This is a genomic window from Pseudodesulfovibrio aespoeensis Aspo-2 (assembly GCF_000176915.2).
Taxonomy (GTDB): Bacteria; Desulfobacterota; Desulfovibrionia; order Desulfovibrionales; family Desulfovibrionaceae; genus Pseudodesulfovibrio; species Pseudodesulfovibrio aespoeensis.
The window spans coordinates 1567495-1593812 of record NC_014844.1; the positions used below are offsets into that span (position 1 = coordinate 1567495).

The window sequence follows — 26318 nt, forward strand, 5'->3', positions numbered from 1 at the left end:
AATCACATGGCACGGTCAAGGGAAAAAAAGTGTTTCCCAGAAATTTCCGGCCATGATTAAGTTGGGGTTAACAGGTTCATTTTCTTGACGGGAAGCGATATTTGGCTTACGCATTCAACGTCTCTTGTTTTTTTCTAGACTTTGCAGGGGACAGGGAAAGTAAAATTGGCACACGATAAGCAAATCAATAAGAAAATCAAGCTGGCAACCAAGTCCGTCCATGCCGACAGGTTTTTGCCGATGCTTTTGGCCCTTGATTCAAGGGATGAATTGAACTCGGTCATCAAGACTCGCGTCGAAAAGGCGTGTCAGCTTCTGGACGAGAAAGTCCACCTCTATCCCAACGATTTCAAGCGCGACACGGATGTCGAAGCACTCCTGGCCGCGTACTCCGAGGAGGACGGCGAGACACTTGAGGCGGCGGATCACGATTTTGCCCTGGCGGGTCGGGTTGTCTCGTACCGTTCTTTTGGCAAGGTCACTTTCTTCCACCTTCAGGGCCGCGGCGGCAGAATCCAGGTCTACGCCGCCAGGGACGACCTCGGGAGCGAGGACTACCAGCTGTTCAAGAAGACCGATATCGGCGACATCGTGGGCATTCGCGGTTCGCTCTTTCGGACCAAGACCGGCGAGTTGACCGTCAAGACCAGGGGATTCAAGCTGATCACCAAGTCCCTGCGTCCCCTGCCCGAGAAGTATCACGGCCTCAAGGACGTGGAGACCCGCTACCGGCAGCGCTACGTGGACCTCATAGTCACGCCGAGGACCAGGGAGATATTCACCATCCGCACGGCTGTGGTGCGCGAACTGCGCAACTTTCTCGACGAGAAGGGATTCATGGAGGTGGAAACCCCCATGATGCAGGCCATTCCCGGCGGGGCCACGGCCAAGCCCTTTGAGACGCACCACAACGCCTTGGACATGAAGCTCTATATGCGCATCGCGCCCGAGCTGTATCTCAAGCGGCTCCTGGTCGGCGGGTTCGACCGGGTCTACGAGATCAACCGGAATTTTCGCAACGAGGGCATCTCCACCCAGCACAACCCGGAATTCACCATGCTGGAATTCTACTGGGCCTACGCCAACTTTACCGATCTTATGGACCTGACCGAGGAGATGTTCTCCCGCGTGGCCGAAAAGGTCACCGGGTCTTCGGTGGTGCCCTACCAGGGCGAGATGATCGACCTTTCGGTGGGCGCGTGGACGCGGCTGCCGTTCCACGAATCCCTTGAGAAGATCGGCGGCATTCCCCGAGAGGTCTACAGCGATTACGAGCAGTGCAAGGCGCTGGTCAGGGGGCGTGGCGAGAAGGTCGTCGAGGGCGACAAGCTGGGCAAGCTCCAGGCCAAGCTCTTTGACATCCTGGTGGAGCCGAAGCTGATTCAGCCTCATTTCATCTATCATTATCCCACGGACATTTCGCCTTTGTCCCGGCGCAACGAGGAGAACCCCGACATCACGGACCGCTTCGAGCTGTTCATGACCGGTCGGGAGATGGCCAACGCCTTTTCCGAACTCAACGACCCCGTGGACCAGCGGGGCCGGTTCGAGGAGCAGGTCAAGGAGAAGGAGGCCGGCGACGAGGAGGCGCATTTCATGGATGAGGATTATGTCCGCGCCCTGGAATATGGCATGCCGCCGGCGGCAGGGCAGGGGGTCGGCATCGACCGCCTCGTCATGCTGCTGACCGACAGCGCGTCCATACGCGAGGTCATCCTGTTTCCGCTTCTGCGGCCGGAGGTCGGGTAAGGCCCCATGCGTCATACGACACGAGTGAGCCTATGAGATTTGAGACGTTTGTCGCATTGAGATATCTGTTCGCCCTGCGCAGGCAGGCGTTCATTTCTGTCATCTCGCTTTTTGCGGTCTTCGGCGTGGCCATCGGGGTCGGTGCCCTGATCGTGGTCATTGGCGTCATGAACGGCTTTTCTACCGATCTTCGGAACAAGATCCTCGGCGTCAACGCGCACATCCTGGTCACCTCCCTGCGCGGGGGCATCAAGGATTACAGGAATCTGGCCGATGAGGCTACACAGGTTCCCGGCGTCATCGGCGTGACGCCTTTCATCTATTCCGAGGTGATACTGTCCACCCGCAGCGGGGTCAAAGGCGTGGTGCTGCGGGGGATAGATCCGACCACTTCCGATTCCGTGCTGAGCCTGTCCAAGGACATGATCAGCGGCGGCCTGGCGAATCTCGATGCCAATGTTGACAAGCCGGGCATCATCATCGGTTCCGAGCTGGCCAACCGGCTCGGTCTGGCCCAGGGGTCAGAGGTGAATCTGCTGTCGCCATCCGGTCGTGCGGGTTCCGCTGGGTTCACGCCCAAGATCAGGCCCTTTCTGGTGGCCGGAATCTTCAGGACCGGGATGTTCGAGTACGATTCGTCCCTGGGGTATGTGACCATCCCTGCGGCCCGGCAACTGCTCGGTTTCAAAGAGGATGTAGTGTCAGGACTTGAGATAAGCGTCAACGACGTGTACAATGTCGAGCACATTTCAGAGCTGCTGCGGGAGCGGGTGGGATCGTTCACGGTCTACGTGCGCCACTGGCAGGAGATGAACGCCAACCTTTTTGCCGCGCTGGAGCTTGAGAAGACGGCCATGTTCATCATTCTGGCCATGATCGTGCTTGTCGGCTCGTTCAGCATCGTCACCACCCTGGTCATGCTCGTCATACAAAAGACCAAGGATATTGCGGTGCTCATGTCCATCGGTGCCGATGTTTCGAGTATCCGGCGCATCTTCATGCTCCAGGGGACGTTCATCGGGTTGGCTGGCACGGTCTTCGGCTTCCTGATCGGCGTGCCGGTGAGCCTGCTGCTCAAGAAGTACCAGTTCATCAAGCTGCCGAGCAACGTGTACCCGGTGGACTACCTGCCGGTACGCCTTGAGGCCATCGACCTTTTGTCCATCGGAGGTGCCGCATTTTTGTTGTGTTTTTTGGCGACCATATACCCCGCGCGACGGGCTGCGGCCCTGAATCCGAGCGATGCCTTGCGTTATGAGTAAAGAGACGATATACCGCTTGGTTGCCGTGGACAAGGAATTCCAAGGTCCTTCGGAGACGGTGCGCGTGCTGCGCAATGTCGATCTGGCCATCGGCAGGGGGGAATCCCTGGCCGTGCTCGGTTCGTCCGGGTCTGGCAAGACCACGCTCCTCCACCTGCTCGGCACGTTGGACACCGCGACCTCGGGCAAGATTTTTTTGAACGATGTGGATTTGAGCACCCTCGGCGGCAGGCAGCGGGCGCGGCTCAGGAACCGGGAGATAGGCTTCGTGTTTCAGTTCCATCACCTGCTCCCGGAGTTCACCACCTTGGAGAATGTCGCCATGCCCGCCTTTATCGCGGGCATGGGACGCGGCGAGGGCGTCAGGCTGGCCAGAGAGGCCCTTGAGATGGTGGGCCTCACGCATCGGCAGGATCACAAGGTGACGACCCTTTCGGGAGGGGAGCGCCAGCGGGCTGCAATAGCCAGGGCTATTCTGCTCCGGCCCAAGGTGTTGCTGGCGGACGAGCCGACAGGCAACCTCGACGAGGAAAACGGTTCAAAAATCGGAGAACTGCTCGTTTCTCTGAACAATGAACTGGGTATGACGTTTGTCGTCGTGACGCACAATCCGACCTTGGCCGGGATGATGCACAGGCGGATGGAATTGCGTTCAGGAGAATTGTATGCTCATTAGATGCGTTGGCAGACTGGCGACTTTGGCCCTTGTAACGCTTTTGCTCACCATGGCGGGGGTGACCCACGCCCAGGCGAGCGAAGCCAAGGATGTGAAGGTTGCGGTGCTGCCCTTTGTCATCAACGCAGGCGACGATTTTTCCTATCTTAAAGACAGCCTTCCTGAATTGTTATCGGACCGCCTCCGGGATGCCGGGTTCGAGGTCGTGGATGGTGCCGAGGTCAGGCGGCTCATCGACGAGAAACGGATAACCACGGTCAACGGCGCCTCGGCGCGAGAGATTGCACTGCTTTCCGGGGCCGGTTTCGCGGTCTATGGGACCATGAACCAGATCGGCGTGGATCTCACCCTGGACGCGCGTCTTGTCGACGCCTACGGCACGGGCGAGGGAAAGCGCATGGCCGTGACCAAGGAGGGGCTGATCAACCTGCTGCCCGCAGTGGATGAACTGGTCGGGCGCATGAAGATGGACCTGCTCAAGCTCGAAGTGGTGGCCGAGGTCGATGTTGAAGGCACCAAGGTTCTGGACAAGGACGTGGTGCTCATGCGCATGACGCTCCAGAAAGGCGACATGCTGACCGCCAAGGCGGCCAATACGGCACTCAAGAATATTTATGATCTCGGCTATTTCGACGATGTGCAGGTCAGGATTGACGAGGTGCCTGACGGCAAGAAGGTGACCTTTGTCGTGGTCGAGAAACCCCGCATCCAGGCCCTTGGCGTCCGCGGTTCCGATGCCATTGATGCCGAGGATATCCTTGAGGCCATTTCCACCAAGAAAGGCGGCGTGGTCAACCCCAAGGTCTTGTCCGACGATATCCGCGTGATCCGCGAGATGTATCGCAAGGACGGCTACTACAAGGCCAAGGTCACTCACGAGATCGAGGATACCGGCTCTGGTGTGGCCCGGTTGACCTTCGTGGTGGAGGAAGGCCCCAAGCTCTATATCACCAACGTGGTCATTGACGGCGCGCAGCAGCTCGACCCGGACGACATCAAGGAAGTCCTGGCCCTCAAGGAACGCGGCATGCTCTCCTGGATCACCAATACCGGCGTGCTCAAGGAGGAACTCCTTGACCGTGACGCTTCGGCCATCGAGGCCTTCTACAACAGCAAGGGATTCATCGAGGTCCGGGTCGGCAGGCCCGAGGTGGAGATCAAGGACGACGGCATCAGCGTCATCTACCAAGTCTGGGAAGGGGCCCGCTACAAGATGGGCGAGACCATCTTCAAGGGCGATCTCATCGACGATCCGGCAAAGCTCATGGAGATTACCGCCGTGGGCAAGCTCAAGGAGAAGGACGAGTATTTCGACCGCTCGCTGCTCAAGGCGGACGTCGATTCCCTGACCAACCATTACAATAATTATGGCTATGCCTACGCCGACGTGAAGGTGAACCTCAAGGACGATGCCGAAAACAAGATCGTCGATGTTGTCTACACCATAGCCAAACACCAGCGGGTGCATATCCGTCGGGTGCTGCTCGAAGGCAACGCGGTCACCCGCGACAACGTCATCCTGCGCGAGATGCGGCTGGCCGACGGCGACATGTTCGACGGCGACAAGCTCAAGCGGTCTCACACTCGGCTCAACAACCTCGGATATTTTGAGAAGGTGGACATTTCCCCGGTGCCCACAGGCAATCCGGAGGAAATGGATCTTGTGGTCAAGGTCAAGGACAAGCCCACGGGCCAGATCGGTGGCGGCATAGGCTATTCCACCTATGACAGCGTGTACCTTGCGGCCAATGTGTCCGAATCGAATCTCTTCGGCAAGGGGTATCTGCTCGCCCTCAATGGTGCGTTCAGCGGGCGCAAGACCGCCTACACGCTGACGTTTCGCAATCCGCATCTCAATGACTCCGAGGTCGGCTTCACCGCCGAGGCGCACAAGCGCGACGAGGACTTCAACGACTTCACCAAACGTTCGGTCGGCGGCATAGCGAGTTTCGACTATCCTGTGGGCGAATATACCTCGGTGTCCTGGGACTACACGGCAGAATACTATCAGTTGATAAACATTGCTAACGACGCGTCTTCAACGGTTAAGGATGACGCGGGTTCGCATTTCCTCAGTCAGGTGGCTGGTTCCATTACTCGGGACACTCTTGACAACAACATGAATCCCACGGAAGGCACCGTGTCCTCGCTGGCGCTTCTCTACGGCGGCGGTCCCATGGGGGGAACCGATGACTTCGTCAAATACATCGGTTCATTCCAGTGGTATACGCCGGCGGTCGAAGAGGTTGTCTTCCACTCCAAGTTCTGGGGCGGGTTCCTGCACAAGAACTTGGGCGGTTCCAAGGTGCCGACTGATCAGCGGTTCGAGCTTGGCGGCGTTGGTTCGGTCCGCGGATATTCCTCCTACTCCATCACTCCGCTCGATGGTTCGGATTCGTCCGAGGGCGGCACCAAGGCGTTCTACATGAACCTGGAACTCAAGCGCCAGTTAAGCAAGGAGTATGGCATCTCCTCACTTGTCTTCTTTGACGCGGGCAATTCGTGGAAGGAGAGCGAGATGATGTTCTCTTCGCCATCACGCAAGGGTACGGCACCCTCGCTCGGCCTCTACAAGAGTGTCGGCACCGGACTCAACTGGTACTCGCCCATGGGCCCGGTCGGATTTGTATACGGGTATGGACTTGACAGGATCGGGACAACTGGACGGCACAAGATTGAAATGCTAATGGGGCAACAATTCTAGACAGGGTATGATTGCAAGGAGCTGTTGATATGAAAAAGGTATTGTTTCTGGCTGTTGTTTTTGTCTTTCTGTTCCAGGCCGTGGCGTTTGCTGAAACCAAGATTGGAGTGTTCAGCATGCAGGCGGTGATGGTCAACTGCGACTACGGCAAGGCCGTGGCCGCCAAGCTCAAGGCGCAGTTCGAGCCCATGGAGAAGAACCTGGAGAAGGAAGCCCAGGAAATTCAGAAGCTCGAAGAGTCCCTGCGCAACCAGGATCTGGCTCTGAAGCTGGATGCCAAGCAGGACAAGCAGCGTGAATTCCGGCGCATCACCCGTGACTATCAGGACAGCGTGGCGGCATACCGCCAGAAGCGTCAGGTCACCCAGCAGGAGCTTGGGCAGCCCGTGATCGAGAAGATCGTCAAGGTCATGGCCGAGTACGCCAAGGTCAACAAATACACCGTGATTTTCGAGCTGGGCAGCAGTGGTGTCTCCTACGTGGCCGAAGGCATCGACATCACCGACAACCTCGTGGAAGAACTTAACAAGCTGAAGAAAGCCGGTAAATAGTCACAATGAAGATCAAGTTGTCGGCACTTGCCGAAAAACTTGGACTTGACCACACTGGGGACGACATGGAGATTTCCGGGGTGAACACCCTGGAGAAGGCCGGGCCTGAAGACCTCTCCTTTCTCGTCAATCCCAAATACGCGCAACTGCTGGATACGACCCGGGCCGGATGTGTTCTCACTTCCGGCCCGTATGCCGACAGGGTCGGGCGCGCGCTGGTCAGTTCCAATGTCTATATGGACTTGGCCAAGGTGGTGAACATCTTTGCCAAGCCCCAGGGATGCCTGCAGGGTGTCAGCGAATTAGCCTACGTCCACCCCGAGGCCAGGGTCGATGATACGGCCACGGTCTATCCGTTCGCATTCATCGGCGCGCGGGCAGTGGTCGGCGCGAGAAGCGTCGTTTTTCCCGGCTGCTATGTGGGCGAGGACAGCGCTATCGGCGCTGATTGTCTTTTGTACCCCAATGCCGTGGTCATGGGCTCGGTGACCATCGGCGACAAGGTCATCCTTCAGCCCGGAGCGGTGCTTGGCGGTGATGGTTTCGGTTTCGCCCAGACACCGTTCGGGCATATGAAGATCCCCCAGATCGGCACTGTGATCGTGGAGGAGAGCGTGGAGATCGGCTCCAACACGGCCATCGACAGGGCCGCCCTGGACACCACGCGCATCGGGCGGGGAACAAAGATCGACAACCTCGTGCAGATCGGCCACAACGTGCAGGTGGGCGAGCACTGTCTGATCATCGGGCAGGTTGGCATCGGCGGCAGCACCAAGGTCGGCAACAACGTGGTCCTGGCCGGCCAGGTAGGGGTCGCGGACAATGCCGAGATCGGCGACGGGGCCATGATAGCCGCCCAAAGCGGACTTGCCGGCAAGATCGAGCCTGGCAGCAGGCTGGCAGGCACTCCGGTCATGCCAGCAGGCACCTTTTTGAAGGCGGCTGGTTCCTGCATGCCAAGGCTGCCCGAACTTTTCAGGCGCGTGAAGGCACTTGAAAAGGAACTCAACGCGGTCAAGGCCGCAGCGAATGGTGGAAACGACGATGAGTAACGAATACCTGCTGGATATCAGACAGATCATGGATATGCTGCCCCATCGCTACCCGTTCCTGCTCGTTGACAGGGTCGTGGAGTTCGAGCCGGGGGTCAGGCTCAAGGCCTACAAGAATGTCAGCATGAACGAGGCGTTTTTTCAGGGACATTTCCCCGGCCTGCCGGTCATGCCGGGCGTACTCATCCTTGAGGCCCTGGCCCAGGCCGGTGGCGTCTTTGTCATGAGTACCATTCAGGAGTCCCTGGAGGACAAGGTCTTTCTCTTCACCGGGTTGAACAAGGTCAAGTTCCGCAAGCCGGTGGTTCCAGGTGACAGGCTCATCCTCAAGGTGGCCTATGACAGACATAAAATGAATATCTGGCGCATGCACGGCATCGCCGAGGTCGACGGCCAGGTCGTGGCTCAGGGAGAGTTTTCGGCTGCCGTCGCCAATAAAGGGGACATGTAGTGGCAACTGAAATCCATTCCTCCGCCGTCATTGATCCGTCCGCCGAACTGGGTGTCGATGTCCGGATCGGGCCGTTTGTCGTGGTCGGCGCAGAGGCAAAGATAGGCGACAACACGCTGCTTGAGTCCCATGTGGTGATCAAATCCTTCACCGAAATGGGAGCGGGGAACCATGTTCACCCCCATGCGGTCATCGGCGGCGAACCGCAGCATACCGCCTACCAGGGCGAGAAGACCTACACCCGGATCGGTGACAACAACAAAATCCGCGAGTGCGTCACCATCCATCGCGGCACGGTCCAGGGCGAAGGGGAGACCCACATCGGGTCCAACTGCATGTTCATGGCCTATTCCCACATCGCCCATGACTGCACCGTGGGCGACAATGTCATCCTGGCCAACGCGGTCAACTTGGCCGGGCATGTAGCGGTCGGTCGCAACGTGATCATCAGCGGCATGTCTGCCGTGCAGCAGTTCATCCGCATCGGCGAATACGCTTTTTTGGGCGGTGCCAGCGGCTACAAGCTTGATGTGCCTCCCTTCATGCTCGCCCACGGCGTGCGCGGCATGCTTTTTGGTCCCAACCTCATCGGGCTCAAGCGCAACGGTTTTGATTCCGATGCCTGCAAGGGGTTGAAAAAGGCCTACAAGATCATCTTCCGTTCCGGGCTGACCCGCGAGCAAGGGCTGGAGCGGGTGGAAAGTGAGATCGTCGGCATCCCCCAGGTGGACCGGCTGGTCGCCTTCATCCGCGAAAGCAAGAACGGCGTGACCCCGGACCATAAGCAGCGCAACTGCCACGAAGAGTCCTGAGCCGCCCATCATGAGCGAGCCTGTCACCACCATCGGTCTGATAGCGGGGGGCCGCCAGTTTCCGATATTGGTGGCCCGCGGCGTCAAGGCGCACGGGTATCGGTTGGTGGTGGCCGGGTTCACCGGCCACACCAACATGGACGTGGTGCCCTATGCCGACGTGTGGCAGGAGCTCAAGCTCGGCAAGCTCGGCAGGCTCATCGCCTTTTTCCGCGAGAACGGGGTGGATCGGGTGATCATGGCCGGGACTATCGACAAGCCCAAGGTCATGGACATCCGTCATCTGGACATGCGCGCCGTGAAACTGCTCTTTCGCCAGAAAAACAAAGGGGATTCGGCCATCCTCGGCTCCCTGGCCGAGGAGTTCGAGCGCGAGGGAATGCCTGTGGTCCCGGCTCACGATTACCTGCCGGAGCTGCTCTCGCCCCTTGGCGTCATGACCCGGCGCGAGCCGGACGAACGTGAGCGGGAGGACCTGCGCTACGGCTGGAAGATCGCCAAGGAGCTTGGCCGCATGGACATTGGCCAGTGTGTGGTCCTGCGCGAGGGGATCATCTCCGCCGTGGAGGCCCTGGAAGGCACCGATGCGGCCATTGCCAGGGGGTGCGGGCTGGGCGGTCCCGGCTGCGTGGTGATCAAGGTCTTCAAGCCCGGCCAGCAGGAGCAGGTCGACCTGCCCAGTCTCGGTCTGGACACGGTCCGGGCCATGATCGACGGCAAGGCCACCTGCCTGGGCGTCGAGGCGGGCAGGAGTTTGTTTTTCGACAGGGACGAAGCCCTGGCCCTGGCCGACAGAGCGGGCATGGCCATTGTCGGGCTGGCTACTGATCAGGTCGAGCCCTGAGCGATCGGGGCGCCGGGATTTCCCCAGACACACCCTCCTTGCTAAGGCGTGGGCTTTATGCCATCATTTCGCCGAAGTATCTGTTTTTTTCTCAGGTCTTCCCCCGCGTGTCGCCAGGCTCGCGGGGAGGTTTTTCATGATCGCAGAACCGGGATCGGCACGATGAATACCGCAACAGCCTGCCTGCCGTGCTTCAAGAAAATGATCCGTCGCGAAGCTCGGCTCGCCTGCCCTGGCGACGAGCCTCTCCAGGCTCGTATTGTCGAGAGCTGGGAGCGGTGCCTGTCTGAACTTGATCTGCGCGTGCCCCCACCCGTCATAGCCCGGCATCTTGTGGACACCGTGGCCGCCGTGAGCGGCAGCCGGGCCGATCACTACGCCGAAGACAAGCGGCAGGCCAATGATGCTGTCCTGCGGCTTCTGCCCGGCCTGCGCACCCGCATCATGGCCGAACAGGACACTTTGGGCGACCCTCTGGCCCTGGCCCTGGAACTGTCGGTGATCGGCAACTACATCGACCGCGGCGTTGAGCTCGACGTGGATTGGGAGGCGGAGCTGGCTGATGTCGCCAGAACCCTCTCCCCTGATGTTTTGACCCGGTTCAAGGCTCATGCCCGGTCCGGAGCGCGGGTGGTCGTGCTTGGCGACAACGCGGGCGAGATCGCCCTGGACACGCTCCTTGTCGAGGTGTTGCTCAGGCGTGGTTGCGAGGTCGTCTACGCCGTGCGCTCGCGCCCGATTCTCAACGACGCGATCATGGCGGACGCGGCGTATGTCGGCATGACCCGATTGTGCCAAGTGGTGGAGAGCGGGGTGGACACGCCGGGAACAGTTCTGGACCGGTGCGCACCCGAATTCAGACAGCGCCTTGACCAGGCGGACGTGATCCTCTCCAAGGGGCAGGGCAACTATGAGTCCCTGCAAGGCGAATTGGCGGGCGCTTACTGCGCCTTCAAGGTCAAGTGCCAGCGACTGGTGGCCGAGACCGGGCTGGGCCTGGGGGATTCGGCCTTCATCGTGACCACGACGCCGCCGGTTCGCCCGGACAAAGGCGTGCAGCCATGATCAGGCGTGTCGGCGTGTTCCTGTTCGAAGTCCTGGTGGCATGCGTGCTCGCCGTCACGGCAGGGTTGTTCTGGGCGTCCCATTATGTGGATTCCGAGGGATTCAGGCTCCGGCTCACTGCCTTGGCGGAAGAGATGGTCGGTAGGCCCGTGACTTTGAACGGCGAGGTGGATATCGCCCTGTATCCCATGCCGTCCCTTGAGATTTCCGGTCTGGCCGTGGCCGACGACCCCGAGTTCGGGAGCGCGCCGCTGGCTGAGATCGACACTCTTTACGTGAGTGTCAGGCTGTTGCCGCTCTTTTCGGGGCGGGTCGAGATCCCCTCTCTGCTCGTGCACGGGATGCGGGCGCATGTCGTGCGCTCCAAGCTGGGTGCGATCAACTGGGCGATGCTCCTGGATACGGAGCGGACGCGGGATTTCAGTTCCGTTGACAGCGCGTTCGGGATCGAGACGGTGTTCATCGACGAGGTGGAAGTGGTCGAGGCGTCGGTCACCTACACTGACAGGAAGGACGGGGTGCAATTTGCCCTGAGCGGCATCACCCTGCGGACCGGCGGCGTGCATGCCGGACAGCGTGTGCCGTTTGTGGTCAGCAGTTCCTTTTCCTGGGATGACGGCGGGATCAAGTCCCAGCTTATCCTCAAGGGCATGATCCAGGCGGATGAGGACTGGTCCGGCTTCACTCTTAAGGACGCCAGCGTGTCTGGTACCGTGGGTGGCCGCTTTTTGCCGCGTGGCGCATCGCCGGGAGAGATGGTTGCCCGGCTGGTGGTGGATATGGATAAGGGAACGGTCGGCCTAGACGGGCTGCGCATACGTTTTCTGGGCATGTTGGCCGAGGGATCGCTCCAGAGCGGCGACCTGGGCAGCGCGCCCGGCGTCACGGGGCGCATCGAGGTGCAGCCGTTCGTTCCGGCCACCGTCATCAGCCGGTATTATCCGAATATCCCGGTCGCCAAGGTGGACGGGCTGCGCCGCGCCGCGTTCGCCGCGTCCCTGGCCATCGACGGCAAGGGCGTCAGCCTCACCGACATGACCGCGACCCTGGACGATCTCACCCTGCGCGGCCATGCGGGGCTGAAGGGGTTTGACGCGCACCGGTACGAGTTCGACCTGCACGGCGATACCCTGGATCTCGACCGCTACCTGCCGCTTGTCATGACGGACGAGCCTTTTGTCTGGGCCGATTTCCACCTCCCCGTTTTCCGGGCGATGCGGGGCAAGGGGAGTGTTCAGATGAACCATCTGACGCTTCTTGGAACCCGGTACTCCAACGCCCACCTCGCCCTGGATGCGGATGCCGGGCCTGTCCAACTCGAAGGGGCGGCCACGGACCCAAGCGGCCTCAAGCTCGGCGGCAAGGCCCGGATCGTTCTCGGCCATGACCCTGCCACGCAGCACCCGACCTTGGCTCTGCGCGGCGAGTTGGAAGCCCGGTCGCCCGCTTCGGGTTTTGCGGCGATCAATGCCACTGCGCTTCGCCTGACGGGTCAGGGAGTGTGCTCGGCCCAGGTGGAGACCCCGGTCATGGTCTGCCCGCCCGCTGTCCGCTCCATTGGCATCCTGCGGGCTGCCTCGGCCAAAGGCGCGCTTCGTTTCGGCAAGGGGAGCGGGAGCTTCAGGCATGGCGACGGGAAGACCCGCGCCTTTGCTTTTTCGCAGATCGAAGCGACCCTGGCCGCCAAACCTCTGGCTGGCGGCAAGGGGGACAATTTCGGTTTCACAGTGACAGCCGGGATGAAAGGCCGGGGCGTCAAGCCCGGCGAGACCCTCTCGCTGACTGCTTCTGGGCCGTTTTTCACCGGAGCGGATTTGCCCTATGCGCAATCCGCCGGTCTGGCCGTGGCCGGGCAGCTCTCCGGGCCGTTCTATTTTGGCCGTCACGACGTTGTTTCGCTGAACACCGCCCTTGCCTTTGACACCCGGTCGCATACCCTGGCCCTGTCCGGCGGCGTCCTGAACACGCTGAATACGGACATCCGGGGCGACATCCGCGTCACGGACCTGGACAAGCGGTTCAAGGCGACCGGGACCCTGTCCATCACTGAGGCGAATCCGAGCCGGATCATCCGTCTGCTCAGCGACAAGACCATCGCCACCAGAGATCCCAACGCCCTTCAAAAGGCCAGTCTTTCGACCAGGTTCACCATTCAGGAGGACGGCTTCACTCTGGACGACGTGAACGCCGAACTCGACGGCATGAAGATCAAGGCCAATGTCATCGGAGCCGCTCCCCTGAGCGATCCCATGCTCTCCTTTGCCTTCACCGCTGGCGCGCTGGACATCGACCGGTATTTGCCCCCGCCGCAGACCGATGAGGAGCGGCGGTCCGGGAAGACGGCCAAGGCTCCGCCCGTGGACCTGCCCCTGACCTTTCTGCGCGCCCTGCGCTTAAGCGGCAAGGGGTGGTTCGAGGAGTTCAAGCTCGGCAAGGTCAAGGCGCGCCCGTTTTCGGGTCAGATTTCGGCGGACAAGGGGATTATCCGTGTCCACGAAGCCAAAGGCACTCTCCATGAGGGCACCCTTGAGGGCCAGATTTCCGGGCAGGTGGGCAAGGATTCGCTTTTCACGCAACTTCGGCTTCAGGTCCGGCAGATGCAGGCCGGGCTGCTGATGGTGGACTTGGCGGGCAGGGATTATGTGCGCGGGGACACGGACGTGGACATCGACCTCAAGAGTTCGGGGCGGACCGACGACGACATCCTGGCCAATCTCAACGGGACCGCACGGGTGCTGATTCGTGACGGGTCGTTCAAGTTCACCGGGTACGACGCCAAGCCGACGACCACGAGCGATCGCCGCGCGGGGCAGGTGGTTGACGATCCGAGGACGCGGAGGACGGTCTTCAGCAGGGCAATCAACGAGTTTGTCGTGGACAAGGGGGTCTTCACCATCACCGATTTCAGGATCGAGGCGCCTCCAGCCCTTCAGAGCCATGGGTCGGGCAATTTCAGCCTGCCTGACAACACCATCAATCTGGCGGTACGCAACGATTTCGTGGCCGTGCCGAGCTTGACCATAGAGATCGTGGGTAAGCTCTCGGACCCGGAGGTCAGGGTTCCCAAGGGCAAGATCCTCAACGACACGGTCCGGAATATCCTGAGCCTGCCGGAAAAATCCTTCAACTTCCTGCGCGATCTCTTTCGATGATCCGGTGCGGGTTGCCACCATGCGCCATAAGCATGTAGGGTCGCACCATGCCGGATACAACCACCACACGGAGCGGGAATGACCAGGGAAGACATTGAACGTAGGGCCAGGGATCTGAAGCGGCATTTTTCCGAGGGCATCTGGATGCGCAACGTGTCCGAAACCCCCCTTGTGGTCCGCCTGTGGCGTTCGGTTTCCCGGCTCTTCTATCTGGTGGTTTTCGGCTTTGCCAAAGACCAGTGCATCATCCGCGCTGCCGCGCTGACCTTTACCACCATTCTCTCCATCGTCCCGTTCCTGGCCGTGGCCTTTTCCATTTCCAAGGGGTTCGGCCTTCAGAACACCGAGTTCATCCGCACCCTGGTTCTCAAGTTGACCACCGGGCGGGAGGAGGTGGCCGACAAAATCATCGAGTATATCGACCGGACCAATGTCCAGGCCCTGGGCTGGGTCGGTGTGGCCACGCTGCTCTTCACCGTGCTCTCGCTGGTGGGCACCATCGAGAAGGCCTTCAACACCATCTGGGGCGTGACCAAGGGCCGCTCGGCGTGGCGCAAGGTGACGGATTTCTTCCCGGTCATCGTCATCTGCCCGATGGTGTTGCTCATCGCGTCGAGCTTCAACCTGAGCCTGCAACAGCAGGAGATCGTCACCGGGCTGCTCAGTGTCAAGGCCATCGGGTTGCTGGAGGCGGCCTTTCTCAAGGCCACGCCGTATATCCTCATCTCCATGGCCTTTGCCTTCATGTACGCATTCATTCCCCATACCAAGGTGCGCCTGACCTCGGCGGTCCTGGGCGGCGTGGTGGGCGGCGTCCTGTGGCAGATGGCGCAGTGGCTCTATATCCACTGGCAGATCGGCGCGGCCAAGTACAACGCCATCTACGGCAGTTTTGCCCAGCTGCCGCTGCTGCTCATGTGGATCTACATCAGCTGGCTCGTGGTGCTGCTCGGCTGCGAGGTGAGCTACGCCTGGCAAAACCTCAACACCTTCGTCAAACAGCGGTATTTCGGTCAGGCCACGCCCTTTGAGCGGCAGAAGATAGCGGTGCTGATGATGAGCCTGCTGGCCAGACGGTTTCGGGACGGCAGGCCGCTGCCCTCGGTGGAGGAGATATCCGACGGCCTGATGGCCCCGGCTTCGCTCGTTTCGGATCTTTTCAGGCTGCTCCAGAAGGCCGGGTACACGGTGCTCACCGACGATCAGGATCACGAGGTGTACGCGCCCGCCCGGGCCCTGGATGAGATTCGGGTTCTTGATGTGGTCCGGGTCGTGAACATGGACGCCGACAACCGGGTGTTTCGCGAGTTTGCTGAGAAATTCACCTTTATCGAAGACCTGTTCCGGCAGCTTGGCCGGGACGCCCTGACCAGCCCGGCCAACCTGACCCTGCTCGAATGCGCTGCAGAGTATCCCGATATCATTTCAGGCGATCAGTCTGGCGACAGGTCGGGCAAGGCGGGGCAGATCGCAACTCCAACCGGGGCCGAGGTCATCGGTTAGATTCCTGGTTCGCTGTCCGTTGATCTGAAGACGCCGCCCAGCATGTAGTGGGCCGTCTTGGCGAATTCCAGGACCAGATTCTGGGCCGCGTACTGGTCCTTCCACCAGTCTGTGCCGAACCCGCCCTCGTCCGTGGCCACCATGGTGATCTCGCAATGGGGCAGGATGTCCTCGAAGATCATCTTGGCCCGGCGCGCGTGGGTGGGCGAGGTCACCAGCAGGAGGCGCGCGGGTTTCCCCTTGAGGTATTCCCTGAGCGCTTCGGCCTCTTCCACGGTGCTGACGTGGCCGTAACCGAAGCTGCCCGCCACCGATGCCTGCGCCCCGAGGACTGTGAGCAGGCGCATGTGGTACTCATCGCGGTCAAGGTTCGGAAACCCTATCTCCCAGCGCAGGCGGTCCAGGCCGGTGACCGGCAGCTCGACGGAATTGCTCAGCAGGATGACCGGGGCGAATCCCTGGTGGTATAGCTCCGCCGCCTTGATCAGCCTGCCCGAATCCCCGGCCAGGGGGATGATGTAGTCCGCCTGCCTGGGCGCGTCGTTGACCCGCATCCAGTATCCCGCGCCGATCAGCAGGGCGATGCCCACGGCCAGCCCGATGAGGGTTGCGGCCCCGACGAGCCTGAGGAATGCGTCGAGCACACGTCGCATGGGCTACTCCGTGGCGTAAGCGGCCTGGTACCGCTGTTTGAGGTCTGTGAAGGTGCCGTTTTCGATGGCCGCGCGCACCTGCTGCATCAGGTCGAGGTAGAAGTGCAGGTTGTGGTAGGTGTTGAGCCGGTACGAGAGCAGTTCCTTGGCCATGTACAGGTGGCGCAGATACGCCTTGGTGAAGTTGCGGCAGGTGTAGCAGCCGCACTCGGGATCAAGCGGGGTGTCGTCCTCGGCGAACTCGGCCCGCTTGATGTTGACCTTGCCCTTGGAGGTGTACAGGGTGCCGTTCCTGGCGTTGCGCGAGGGCAGCACGCAGTCGAACATGTCCACCCCGGCGGACACGCCTTCGAGCAGGTCGAGCGGGGTGCCCACGCCCATGAGATAGCGCGGCTTGTCGGCGGGCATTATGGGGGTAATGTGGTGCAGGATGTCGTACATTTCCTCCGTGGACTCGCCCACGGACAGGCCGCCGATGGCCAACCCCTCGAAATCGATGGATCTCAACTGCTCCAGGCTCCTCTCGCGCAGATCCTTGAAGAAGCCGCCCTGGACGATGCCGAACATGATCTGGCCGTTGGTCCCGCGCGGGTGATGGTCGCGGCAGCGCTGCGCCCAGCGGGTGGTCATTTCCAGGGATTTCTCGGTGTATTGCCTGTCCGCGCCAAAGCCCACGCACTCGTCGAGCACCATCATGATGTCCGAGCCGAGGTTCTTCTGGATGTCGATGGCCTTTTCCGGCGAGAAAAAATGCTTGGACCCGTCGATGTAGGAGCGGAACTCCACGCCTTCTTCAGAGAGCTTGCGGATGGATTGCAGGCTGAAGACCTGGAACCCGCCGCTGTCGGTCAGGATGGGCCGCTTCCAGTTGGCAAAGGCGTGCAGGCCGCCGCGTCGCGCCACCAACTCGTCGCCAGGCCGCAGGTAGAGGTGATAGGTGTTGCCCAGGATGATCTGGGCGTCCATTTCCTCAAGGTCCAGCGGGCTTAAGCTCTTGACCGTGCCCTGGGTGCCCACGGGCATGAAGATGGGCGTCTGTATCTCGCCGTGGGCCGTGGTCAGGGTGGCCCGGCGGGCCTGGCCGTCGGTGGTGTGCACCGTGAACTGTCCGGGGATGCTCATTTTATTTTCCAACTCCGTTTTTGGGGCAGATGTCATTGAGTTCGCAGGAGGCGCATTTGGGGGTGCGGGCCGGGCAGACCTCGCGGCCAAAATAGACCAGGAAGTGGTTGATCTCACCCCAGGCCGCGCGCGGGTAGAGGGGCATGAGGTCTTTTTCGATGCGCACCGGGTCAGTGTTTGCGGTCAGGCCCATGCGGAAGGAGAGCCGTTTGACGTGCGTGTCCACGGCAATGCCCTCGTGGACATTGAAGGCGTTGGACAGCACGATGTTGGCCGTCTTGCGGGCCACGCCGCCCAGAGTGATCAGGTCGGCCATGGTCCGGGGCACCTCGCCGCCGTACACGTCCACGACGCGGCGGGCAGCGGCCTTGAGGTTCTTCGCCTTGTTTCTGAAGAACCCGGTGGAGCGGACGACCGTCTCCAGTTGGGCCACGTCGGCCTCGGCCAGGGAGGCGATGTCGGGCCAGCGTTCAAAGAGCACGGGCGTGACCTTGTTGACCCGCTCGTCCGTACACTGGGCGGCCAGCACCGTGGCCACCAGCAGCTCCCAGGCGTTGGTCCAGTCAAGGGCTGGTGCCGGGGCCGGGTAGCGGCCCTTGAGCCGGGCGTGAATCTCGCGGGCGCGGTCCTTCGTGTTCATGCGGTCTCCATGGTCATTGACGGTCACTGGTTAGCATCACTCCGTCCAGGGCTCAAGCCTCATCTGACGCCGATTGTCTTTGCGCCCGGCGCTGAAAGCTGTATCATTCCCCCATCAATGAAAGGGGCCGGGCGCATCCGTGGCGTCCCCCTGCAACCGGCAAGGAGGCCCGGATGGCGGAATCGTTCGTCTACATCACCTGCGCCACGGCGCAGGAGGCGGAAAACATCGGCATGGTCCTGGTGGAGCGCAGACTGGCCGCGTGCGTCAACATCCTGTGCGGCATGCGCTCGCTCTACTGGTGGGAAGGCAAGGTCGAGCAGGCCCAGGAGGCCGTGCTCATCGCCAAGACCCGCACCGAACTGGTGGACGAGCTGACCGGGGCGGTCAGGGCCATGCACGGGTACGAGGTGCCGTGTGTGGCGGCCATGCCCATCGAGGGCGGCAATCCCGACTTTCTCGACTGGATTCGCCGCGAGACGCGGCAAGCCGGGTGATCAGCGCGGGACAGGAAAGGCCGTTGACACGTATGGACCGCTGCCTTTACTGTCGCCGTCATCGAAACACCCGTCTTCAGGAGGAAGAATGCAGATCTATATTTCCGGGTCTCTCGCCTTTGACCGCATCATGACCTTTCCCGACAAGTTCTCCAATCATATCCTGCCCGACAAGATACACATCCTCAACGTCTGCTTCCTGGTGGATGGCCTGGACGAGAAATTCGGTGGCACGGGCGGCAACATCGCCTACAGCCTGTCGCTTCTGGGCGAGAAGCCGGTCCTCCTGAGCCAGGTGGGCAAGGATTTTTCCTTGTACGACGCGTGGTTGCAGGAGCACGGCATTGGCGTCGCGGGCATCCGCACCGTGGAGCAGGAATTCACTGCCGGGGCGTACATCACCACGGACCAGTCCGACAATCAGATCACCGGCTTCAACCCCGGAGCCATGAAGTATCCCTGCCAGTTCGACATGACCATCATTGATCCGGACGACGCCCTGGGCATCATCTCCCCCGGCAACCTCGGCGACATGATGGATCACCCCCGCTACTACCGGGCCAATTCCATTCCCTTCATCTTTGATCCGGGCCAGCAGATTCCCGCCTTCACCGGCGCACAACTGGCCGAGGCCCTTGGTGGCGCGGAAATCCTGATCACCAACGACTACGAGCTTGAGATGATCATGAAATCCACAGGCCTGACCAAGGGTGAAATCGTGGACCGCGTGGCCTACCTGATCACCACCCTGGGGGAGAAGGGGTCGGTGGTCAACAGCAAGGGCGAGGAGACCCCTGTGGCCGCCGTGCCCGTGAGCGTGGTGGCCGATCCCACCGGGGCGGGCGACGCCTTTCGCGCCGGGCTGCTCAAGGGGCTGGCCATGGAAAAGACCGTGGTCGAGGCGGCCCGGCTCGGCTCTGTGTGCGCGGCCTACGCCGTGGAGTGCAAAGGCACCCAGGAACACCGCTTCACCCTTGAGGAATTCACCAAACGCTACGAGGCGAGCTTCGGCCCATTGGAATAGGTCGGCGCTGCCTCGGCAACGACTCGGCCAGGACTCGGCAAGAGCTGGGCAGGAGCTGGGCAGGAGCTAAGCAAGGAGGCGTCATGATCCGGTTGGAAACCGACAATATCGAGGCCTATCTGCGGCGTGCCTTCGGCGACGACGCCCGGCTGCTGGCCGCGGGCGACATCGGCAGCCTGGATGCGCAGGGCATGAAGGGATTCGGCTACGGCAAGCCCCTGCTGATCCGCTTTTCCGTGGGCGGCGAGGTCCGCGAGGCCGTGCTCTCGATCATGAAGGGTGACAAGTACGGCCACCAGTTCTACTGGGACCGGGCGGCCATCCTCATGTTCCAGCACGAGACCTCGGCGCGCATGGAGCGCCATGTCCGCCCGCTGGGGCTCGGCTATGTGGACGGCGACGATGCCCTGATCCCGGTGGACCGGCCCAAGGAATTCTTCATCGTCAACGAGAAGTTGGAAGGGTACGACTATTTTATGGACCTGGAGCGCATCCGGTCCGGCGACTTCCGCGACTCGGACCTCGATACCGCCCGCGAGTTCGCCCGCTGGCTGGCCAGGGTGCATTCGCACAAGCTCGACAACACGCCGCTCTACCATCGGCGCATCCGCAACCTGATCGGGTCGAGCGAGTGCATTCTGGGCATGATCGACGAGGCCTTCCCGCATCCCTATCCGGCTTTTGGCGACGACCGGTTCATGGCCCTGGAGAAGCGGCTGGTGGACTGGCGGTGGAAGCTGCGGGGGTACGCCCACCGGCTCAGCGCGGTCCACGGCGACTTCCACCCCTGGAACGTGCTGGTCACGGACCAGGGAGAGTTCTCGGTGCTTGACCGCAGCCGGGGCGAGTGGGGCGAGCCTGGGGGCGACCTGGCCACCATGGCCGTCAACTACCTGTTGTGGAGCCTCTATGGACATGACCGGCTGGCCGGCCCTTTCGAGCGGCTCTACCGCGCCTATTTTGGGGAATACCTGGAGCGGACCGGCGATCGTGAAGTCCTGAAGGTCATGGCCCCGTTCTTTGTCTTCCGCGCCCTGGTCATCGCCTCGCCCGAGTGGTACCCGGACCATCCGGCCAGTGTGCGGCGTGGGCTCTTCAACCTCATGGTCAACGTGCTTGAGGACGATGTGTTCGATTGGGAAAACATCAACAAGTACATGGAGTGACCGGCGTGGAGTCGGGCGCGCAGGGCTTTGCCATCTGGTTCGTGGGCCTGCCGGGTAGTGGCAAGAGCTCGCTGGCCCGGGGCGTGGCCGAGCATCTGCGCGGTCGCGGGGTTGAGGTGGTCCTGCTCCAGATGGACAAACGGCGGAAAAGCTATTTTCCCGAGCCGACGTACACGGCGCAGGAGCGCGAGGCGGCCTACGCCATGTTCGTGGACGAGGCCGTGGATCTGGTCGGGCAGGGGCATAACGTGCTCATGGACGGCTCGGCTTACAAGGTCTCCATGCGCGCCCTGGCCCGGAGCCGCATCGCCCGGTTCGCCGAGGTCTTTGTGCAGTGCGACCTGGATGAGGCCATCCGGCGCGAGGCCGGGCGGCCCAAGGGGCTGGTGATCGCCGACCTCTACCGCAAGGCGCTGCGGCGCAAGCGCACGGGTGAGCCGTGCGAGGGACTTGGCGAGGTCATTGGCGTGGATGTTCCCTTTGAGGCGGACCCCGGCGCGGAACTGATCATCGACAACACCTGCCTGGCCAGGGAAGAGACCCTGGGAAAGGTTCTGCACTTTCTGGACACCTGGCTCGCCGATGCTTAAAGACCTGTCAGGCGCGACGCGATCCCCATAACCTGCAATTGCCCGGTTGGCCGGTCAGGATTCTGTTTTCATGAAATTCCACATCACCACCTTCGGCTGCCAGATGAACGTCCACGATTCGCAGTGGCTGGCCCGCGCCCTGGAGAGCCGGGGCTGGCAGGAGGCGGGCGAGGACGAGGCTCTGGTCTATATCTTCAACACCTGTAGCGTCCGAGACAAGCCCGAGCAGAAGGTGTACAGTGAGCTTGGCCGCATCGCGGCCCATCTTGGGCGCGACGACCGGGTTTTTGCCGTGGTGGGCGGGTGCGTGGCCCAGCAGATAGGCCGGGGGTTCTTCGAGCGGTTCCCTTTTGTCCGGCTTGTCTTCGGCTCTGACGGCATCGTGGGTGCGCCCAATGCCCTGGAGCGCTTGGTGGCCGGGGACGACGAGCGGGTGGCCCTGCTCGATTTCATGCCCGTGTACGAGGAGCGTGAGACCCCTGGGGAGCAGACGGCAAACCGTACCCGGCAGGCGTTCGTCACCATCATGCAGGGGTGCGACAATTTTTGCGCTTACTGCATAGTGCCCTATACCCGCGGGCGGCAGAAGTCGCGCCATCCGGACGCGGTGGTGGATGAATGCCGCGCCCTGGTTGCCTCCGGGGTGCGCGAGATCACCCTGCTCGGGCAGAACGTCAACAGCTTCGGCCTGGACAAGGGCGGGGCGGGCGTCAGCTTCGCCCAGTTGCTCAGGCGCGTGGCCGGGCTTGACGGTCTGGACCGGCTGCGCTTCACCACCTCGCACCCCAAGGACATCGCGCCTGAAGTCATTGCGGCCTTCGGCGAGTTCGACATGCTGTGTCCGTCGCTGCACCTGCCCCTGCAATCCGGCTCCGATGCGATGCTCAAGGCCATGCGCCGCCGGTACACGCTGGACCACTACATGCGCACTGTCGAGGCCCTGAGGCGGGCGCGGCCCGGCATCGCCCTGACCACGGATCTCATCGTGGGCTTTCCCGGCGAGACCGAGGCGGATTTTCAGGCCACCCTCGACGTCATGGAGGCCGTGGGGTATGATTCGAGCTTTTCCTTCAAGTATTCCGACAGGCCTGGCGTGGCCGCTGTGAACATGGAGCCGAAAGTTGATCCCCAAGTGGCTGCGGACCGCTTGATGCGCTTGCAGACTCTGCAAAATAGTATTACTAGAAAATGTCTAAAAATGCTTGAGGGTGTCGAAACGGACGTGTTTGTCGAGGGGCTGAGCCGTATTCAGGACCCAGGGGCCACCTCCTCCACCGCCACTTCCTGGAAGGGCCGCGATCCGGCAGGGCGCATCGTCAATGTCCCCACGGACGTGCGCGAGGGGCTGGTCGGCCTGCTCATGCCTGTCCGGATCACACAGGCCAAGAAGCATTCGCTCATGGGCGAAAGGATCGGAACGCCGTGGTAAAGGTCGATATCTTTGGACTTGCCCTGGATGAAACCAGCAAGGCCCCCATACTGGTGCTCAAGGAGGCCGGGGGGGAGCGCGTGCTGCCCATCTGGATCGGGGCCATGGAGGCCATGGCCATTTCCGTGGCCATCAACGCGGTTCCATTTCCCCGGCCCATGACCCACGATCTGCTGCTGAGCGCCATCGGCAACCTTGGCGGCCAGGTGGCCCAGGTGGAGGTGACGGACATCCGGGAGGGCACCTTCTATGCCGAGATCATCGTTGCCCAGGGCAATGAGACCCGCCGGGTGGACAGCAGGCCGTCCGACGCCATTGCCCTGGCCGTGCGCGCCAAGTGCCCGATCCTGGTGGCCGAGCGGGTGCTTGCCGAGGGCGGCGGCCCCATGCAGCAGGGCGCAAAGCGGGTCATCAAGACGGATGATGCCGACAAGTGGGCAGAAGAGCTTGAGAAATTTTCGGAAGATGAAACAAAATACAAGATGTAGGCGCCCATGATCGATCTGCACACGCACACGATTTTCAGCGACGGCGAGCTTATCCCGGCAGAGCTGGTCCGCAGGGCCGAGGTCATCGGCTACAAGGCCATCTGCATGACCGACCACGCCGACGAGAGCACCCTGTATTTCACGGTCGAGAACATCCTGCGTTTCGTGAAGCAGCACGGGCATTTCTACGATCTCAACGTCCTGGCTGGGGTCGAGCTGACCCATATTCCCCCGGCGCTCATCGGCGAGATGGTGGCCAAGGCGCGCGAGGCCGGGGCGCAGGTGGTGGTCATGCACGGCGAGACGCCGGTGGAGCCCGTGGCCGCCGGGACCAATCTGGCCGCCATCGAGGCCGGGGTGGATATCCTGGCCCATCCCGGACTGATCACCGAGCAGGAAGTCAAGCTGGCCGTCGAGAAGGGCGTGGCCCTTGAGATCACCACGCGCGGCGGCCACAGCTACACCAACGGCCACGTGGCCGCCATGGCGCGCAGGTTCGGCGCCAAGCTGGTGGTCAACAACGACGCACATGCGCCAAGAGACCTCATTTCAAAGGATTTGCGCAGGACTGTCGCGTTGGGCGCGGGGCTGACCCCGGACGAATACCGGCAGACGGAAGCCAACGCCTGGGCGATCGTGCACCGATGCATGAAGCAGGGCGGGAACTGATGATTCTAGGCAGTTGATGACGAGGGCAGTGGGCCTGGATGGCCGGTCTCCCGCAACGGGGCAGGCCATCAGTCACAACAAACATTTAAGGGTGAAACATGAATATGCTTCCTGACAGCGATCTTTTCACGCTTCTGGCGGGGGCGACCCTGGCGGTGAAGATGGTGCTGCTCTTCCTGGCCGCCATGTCCCTGTGGAGCTGGACCATCATTTTCTACAAGTTCTTCACCATCGGCGAGGCCCGCAAGAAGGTCATGCTCGGCTACGAGGCCTTCACCTCTGCCGGCGATCTTTCGTCGGGCCTCAAGGCGCTGGGAGCCAAGGAGCAGTCGCCGCTCTCCAGGGTCAGCACCCTGGCGGTCAAGGAGTTCCGCCTGCTCGAAAAGGCGGACGTCAATCGCGAGCGCAAGCGGCTGCTGGTCAAGGACACCCTGCGCCGGGTGCTCAAGCAGGGCATCTCAAAGGAGATGCGCATCCTGACCCGCAACCTGCCCTTCCTGGCCACCTGTGCCAACGCGGCCCCGTTCATCGGCCTGTTTGGCACGGTCTGGGGCATCATGCACTCGTTCCACTCCATCGGCCTGGCCCAGTCCGCCGCCCTGGCCACCGTGGCCCCCGGCATCTCCGAGGCGCTCATAGCCACGGCCATCGGTCTGCTGGTGGCCATTCCGGCGACCATTTTCTACAACTATTTCCTGGGCAAGCTCAACGAGGTGGAGAGCGGGATGATCGACTTTGCCGGAGCGTTCCTCAACCGGGCCGAACGTGAGATCACCTGGGCCTCCAAGGGCGAGAAAAACTAGGAGGCCGTCATGGCTATCAAGACGGGCGGCGGATTCCTCAATGAAATCAACGTCACGCCCTTTGTCGACGTGATGCTCGTGCTGTTGATCATCTTCATGGTCACGGCACCGCTGATGACCCAGGGCGTGGAGGTGGACCTGCCCACCACGCGCACGGTCAAGAACCTGCCCCAGGACTCGGAGCATCTGGTGCTGTCCATCCGGGGCGACGGCATCATGTTCCTGGACGAGTATCAGGTGGCCGAGGAAGATCTGGAAGGTCACCTGACGCGTCTGGTGGCTGGGCAGAAGAAGCAGCTCTTCCTGCGCGCTGATGCCGCTGTGCCTTACGGCACCGTGGTTCGGGTCATGGGCGAGATCAAGGCTGCGGGCATAGACCGCCTCGGCATCGTGGCCGAAGAGACGCGGGATCTGAACAAACAGGGCCAAAAAAAGTAGCCACCGGGCAATATCCCACTATGCGGCAAAGTTTCTGGTTCACACTTTCTTTTGTGCTCCATGCCTCGTTTTTGGCCTTTGCCCTGTTCTGGGCGGGCGGCCAGAGTGTGCGGGTGAACATGGACCGGCCTGTGTACAGCGTTGATCTTGTCACGCTCGCCCCGCCGCCCGGCCTTGCGCCCGTGGTCGAGGCGTCCGGCAAGCCCGAGGCTGCGACGGCCGAGGCTCCTGTGCCCGTGGTCGAGGCCGCGTCAGGGCCGGTGGCCGAGATCAAGCCGGTCCCGGTGGTCGAGGCCAAACCGGAGCCGAAACCCGAGCCCAAGCCGGAGCCCAAGCCGGAGCCCAAGCCGGAGCCGGAAGTCAAGGACATCAGTCCGAAAAAGGTCGAGAAGCAGCCCATCAAGAAAGAGGAGCCGCCCAAGCCAAAACCGGCACCCAAGCCGGAACCAAAGCCTGAGCCCAAGCCTGAACCGAAAAAGACCACCGAGCAGATGCTGGCCGAGGGGCTGGCCGCTGCCAAGGCAGAGACCAAGGCCAAGGCGGGCGCGCAGGAAAAGCAGAAGAGCGCGGCCATAGCCAGCGAGCTCGCCGCCCTCAAGAAGCGCGAGGGTGACCAGGTCTACGCCCACGGCGGCCAGCGCGGCGGGCAGGAGGGCGGTATCGAGGGCGGGGTGGTCGGCGGCACGGGCTCCGGACTCTCGGAAGTCTACGCGCTCATCGTGGGCACGGCCATCAAGAAGCATTGGCGGTATCCGAGTTTTGCGGGCGAGTCGAACATGGTCGCCACCATCGAAATCCTTCTCGACCAGGAGGGCAGGATTCTCTCTTCGCAGGTCATCCAGTCGTCGAACAATCCTGAATTCGACAGCTCGGCCCTTCGGGCCATAAAGGAAACGGAATCCGTCGAGCGGCCCCGGACTGAAAGGGACCGCACGCTCCGAATCAACTTCAACAGCCAGGAACTCTCAGAGTAGATCG

Annotated in this window: 25 protein-coding genes; 22 read left to right on the top strand and 3 right to left on the bottom strand. The window is 61.7% G+C overall.

All coding sequences use genetic code 11. The annotated features are described in order from the left end of the window. Positions 1-240 precede the first annotated feature (240 nt). The 12 genes from lysS (at position 241) to DAES_RS07085 (ending at position 15821) form a co-directional block, all read left to right on the top strand. A complete protein-coding gene (gene lysS, locus DAES_RS07030; RefSeq protein WP_013514340.1) occupies positions 241-1749 on the top strand; it encodes a lysine--tRNA ligase in 1509 nt (502 codons plus the stop codon). A 32-nt stretch (positions 1750-1781) separates the two neighbouring features. Beyond that, positions 1782-3011 carry a lipoprotein-releasing ABC transporter permease subunit gene (locus tag DAES_RS07035; protein WP_013514341.1) on the top strand — a complete coding sequence of 410 codons (1230 nt, stop codon included), beginning with the start codon at positions 1782-1784 and terminating at the stop codon, positions 3009-3011. After that, entirely contained in the window at positions 3004-3687 is a 684-nt protein-coding gene (locus tag DAES_RS07040; RefSeq protein ID WP_013514342.1) for an ABC transporter ATP-binding protein, read from the top strand. Before DAES_RS07035 ends, DAES_RS07040 begins: the two co-directional genes overlap by 8 nt. After that, positions 3677-6391, top strand: coding sequence for an outer membrane protein assembly factor BamA (bamA, locus tag DAES_RS07045; RefSeq protein ID WP_013514343.1), 2715 nt, complete (start codon positions 3677-3679; stop codon positions 6389-6391). Before DAES_RS07040 ends, bamA begins: the two co-directional genes overlap by 11 nt. A 29-nt stretch (positions 6392-6420) precedes the next feature. Then, positions 6421-6942: an OmpH family outer membrane protein gene (locus tag DAES_RS07050; RefSeq protein ID WP_013514344.1), complete on the top strand. Its 522-nt coding sequence runs from the start codon at positions 6421-6423 to the stop codon at positions 6940-6942. 5 nt (positions 6943-6947) lie between these two features. Beyond that, positions 6948-7994 (top strand): UDP-3-O-(3-hydroxymyristoyl)glucosamine N-acyltransferase, encoded by a 1047-nt coding sequence (lpxD, locus tag DAES_RS07055; protein ID WP_013514345.1) that lies wholly within the window; start codon positions 6948-6950, stop codon positions 7992-7994. Continuing rightward, on the top strand, positions 7987-8445 hold the full coding sequence (fabZ, locus tag DAES_RS07060; protein WP_013514346.1) for a 3-hydroxyacyl-ACP dehydratase FabZ: 459 nt from the start codon (positions 7987-7989) through the stop codon (positions 8443-8445). Before lpxD ends, fabZ begins: the two co-directional genes overlap by 8 nt. Continuing rightward, positions 8445-9257: an acyl-ACP--UDP-N-acetylglucosamine O-acyltransferase gene (gene lpxA / locus DAES_RS07065; protein ID WP_013514347.1), complete on the top strand. Its 813-nt coding sequence runs from the start codon at positions 8445-8447 to the stop codon at positions 9255-9257. Before fabZ ends, lpxA begins: the two co-directional genes overlap by 1 nt. A 10-nt stretch (positions 9258-9267) precedes the next feature. Then, complete coding sequence (locus DAES_RS07070; RefSeq protein ID WP_013514348.1) at positions 9268-10101, top strand: LpxI family protein; 834 nt, start codon at positions 9268-9270, stop codon at positions 10099-10101. 162 nt (positions 10102-10263) lie between these two features. Further along, the gene (locus tag DAES_RS07075; RefSeq protein WP_013514349.1) at positions 10264-11166 is read left to right on the top strand and encodes a damage-control phosphatase ARMT1 family protein; all 903 of its coding nucleotides are present in this window, start codon (positions 10264-10266) and stop codon (positions 11164-11166) included. After that, complete coding sequence (locus DAES_RS07080; protein ID WP_013514350.1) at positions 11163-14318, top strand: AsmA family protein; 3156 nt, start codon at positions 11163-11165, stop codon at positions 14316-14318. The genes DAES_RS07075 and DAES_RS07080 overlap by 4 nt, the downstream gene beginning before the upstream one ends. A 78-nt stretch (positions 14319-14396) precedes the next feature. Beyond that, the gene (locus DAES_RS07085; protein ID WP_013514351.1) at positions 14397-15821 is read left to right on the top strand and encodes a YhjD/YihY/BrkB family envelope integrity protein; all 1425 of its coding nucleotides are present in this window, start codon (positions 14397-14399) and stop codon (positions 15819-15821) included. On the opposite strand, the gene DAES_RS07090 is transcribed toward DAES_RS07085, so the two are convergent. The 3 genes from DAES_RS07090 to nth are packed head-to-tail and all read right to left on the bottom strand — an operon-like array spanning position 15818 to position 18236. Continuing rightward, positions 15818-16474 carry a YdcF family protein gene (locus DAES_RS07090; RefSeq protein ID WP_013514352.1) on the bottom strand — a complete coding sequence of 219 codons (657 nt, stop codon included), beginning with the start codon at positions 16472-16474 and terminating at the stop codon, positions 15818-15820. The two genes, DAES_RS07085 and DAES_RS07090, sit on opposite strands and share 4 nt — an antisense overlap. Positions 16475-16477: 3 nt before the next feature. After that, entirely contained in the window at positions 16478-17596 is a 1119-nt protein-coding gene (tgt, locus tag DAES_RS07095; protein ID WP_013514353.1) for a tRNA guanosine(34) transglycosylase Tgt, read from the bottom strand. A gap of 1 nt (position 17597) precedes the next feature. After that, complete coding sequence (nth, locus tag DAES_RS07100; protein ID WP_013514354.1) at positions 17598-18236, bottom strand: endonuclease III; 639 nt, start codon at positions 18234-18236, stop codon at positions 17598-17600. 173 nt (positions 18237-18409) lie between these two features. Between nth and cutA the strand changes: the two genes are divergently transcribed. The 10 genes from cutA (at position 18410) to DAES_RS07150 (ending at position 26314) form a co-directional block, all read left to right on the top strand. Next, positions 18410-18733, top strand: a complete 324-nt coding sequence (gene cutA, locus DAES_RS07105; protein WP_013514355.1) for a divalent-cation tolerance protein CutA — start codon at positions 18410-18412, stop codon at positions 18731-18733. 88 nt (positions 18734-18821) lie between these two features. Beyond that, on the top strand, positions 18822-19757 hold the full coding sequence (locus DAES_RS07110; RefSeq protein WP_013514356.1) for a carbohydrate kinase family protein: 936 nt from the start codon (positions 18822-18824) through the stop codon (positions 19755-19757). An 83-nt stretch (positions 19758-19840) separates the two neighbouring features. Further along, a complete protein-coding gene (locus DAES_RS07115) occupies positions 19841-20923 on the top strand; it encodes an aminoglycoside phosphotransferase family protein (RefSeq protein ID WP_013514357.1) in 1083 nt (360 codons plus the stop codon). 5 nt (positions 20924-20928) lie between these two features. Continuing rightward, positions 20929-21513: an adenylyl-sulfate kinase gene (locus DAES_RS07120; RefSeq protein WP_013514358.1), complete on the top strand. Its 585-nt coding sequence runs from the start codon at positions 20929-20931 to the stop codon at positions 21511-21513. A 70-nt stretch (positions 21514-21583) separates the two neighbouring features. Continuing rightward, positions 21584-22942 (top strand): tRNA (N6-isopentenyl adenosine(37)-C2)-methylthiotransferase MiaB, encoded by a 1359-nt coding sequence (miaB, locus tag DAES_RS07125; protein WP_013514359.1) that lies wholly within the window; start codon positions 21584-21586, stop codon positions 22940-22942. After that, the gene (locus DAES_RS07130) at positions 22936-23430 is read left to right on the top strand and encodes a bifunctional nuclease family protein (RefSeq protein WP_013514360.1); all 495 of its coding nucleotides are present in this window, start codon (positions 22936-22938) and stop codon (positions 23428-23430) included. The genes miaB and DAES_RS07130 overlap by 7 nt, the downstream gene beginning before the upstream one ends. A gap of 6 nt (positions 23431-23436) precedes the next feature. Further along, a complete protein-coding gene (locus DAES_RS07135) occupies positions 23437-24099 on the top strand; it encodes a histidinol phosphate phosphatase domain-containing protein (protein WP_013514361.1) in 663 nt (220 codons plus the stop codon). A 98-nt stretch (positions 24100-24197) separates the two neighbouring features. Further along, entirely contained in the window at positions 24198-24902 is a 705-nt protein-coding gene (locus DAES_RS07140) for a MotA/TolQ/ExbB proton channel family protein (protein ID WP_013514362.1), read from the top strand. Positions 24903-24911: 9 nt separating this feature from the next. Next, positions 24912-25340: a protein TolR gene (tolR, locus tag DAES_RS07145; protein ID WP_013514363.1), complete on the top strand. Its 429-nt coding sequence runs from the start codon at positions 24912-24914 to the stop codon at positions 25338-25340. A gap of 119 nt (positions 25341-25459) precedes the next feature. Further along, complete coding sequence (locus tag DAES_RS07150) at positions 25460-26314, top strand: TonB family protein (protein ID WP_236608482.1); 855 nt, start codon at positions 25460-25462, stop codon at positions 26312-26314. The last annotated feature ends 4 nt before the right edge of the window (positions 26315-26318 follow it).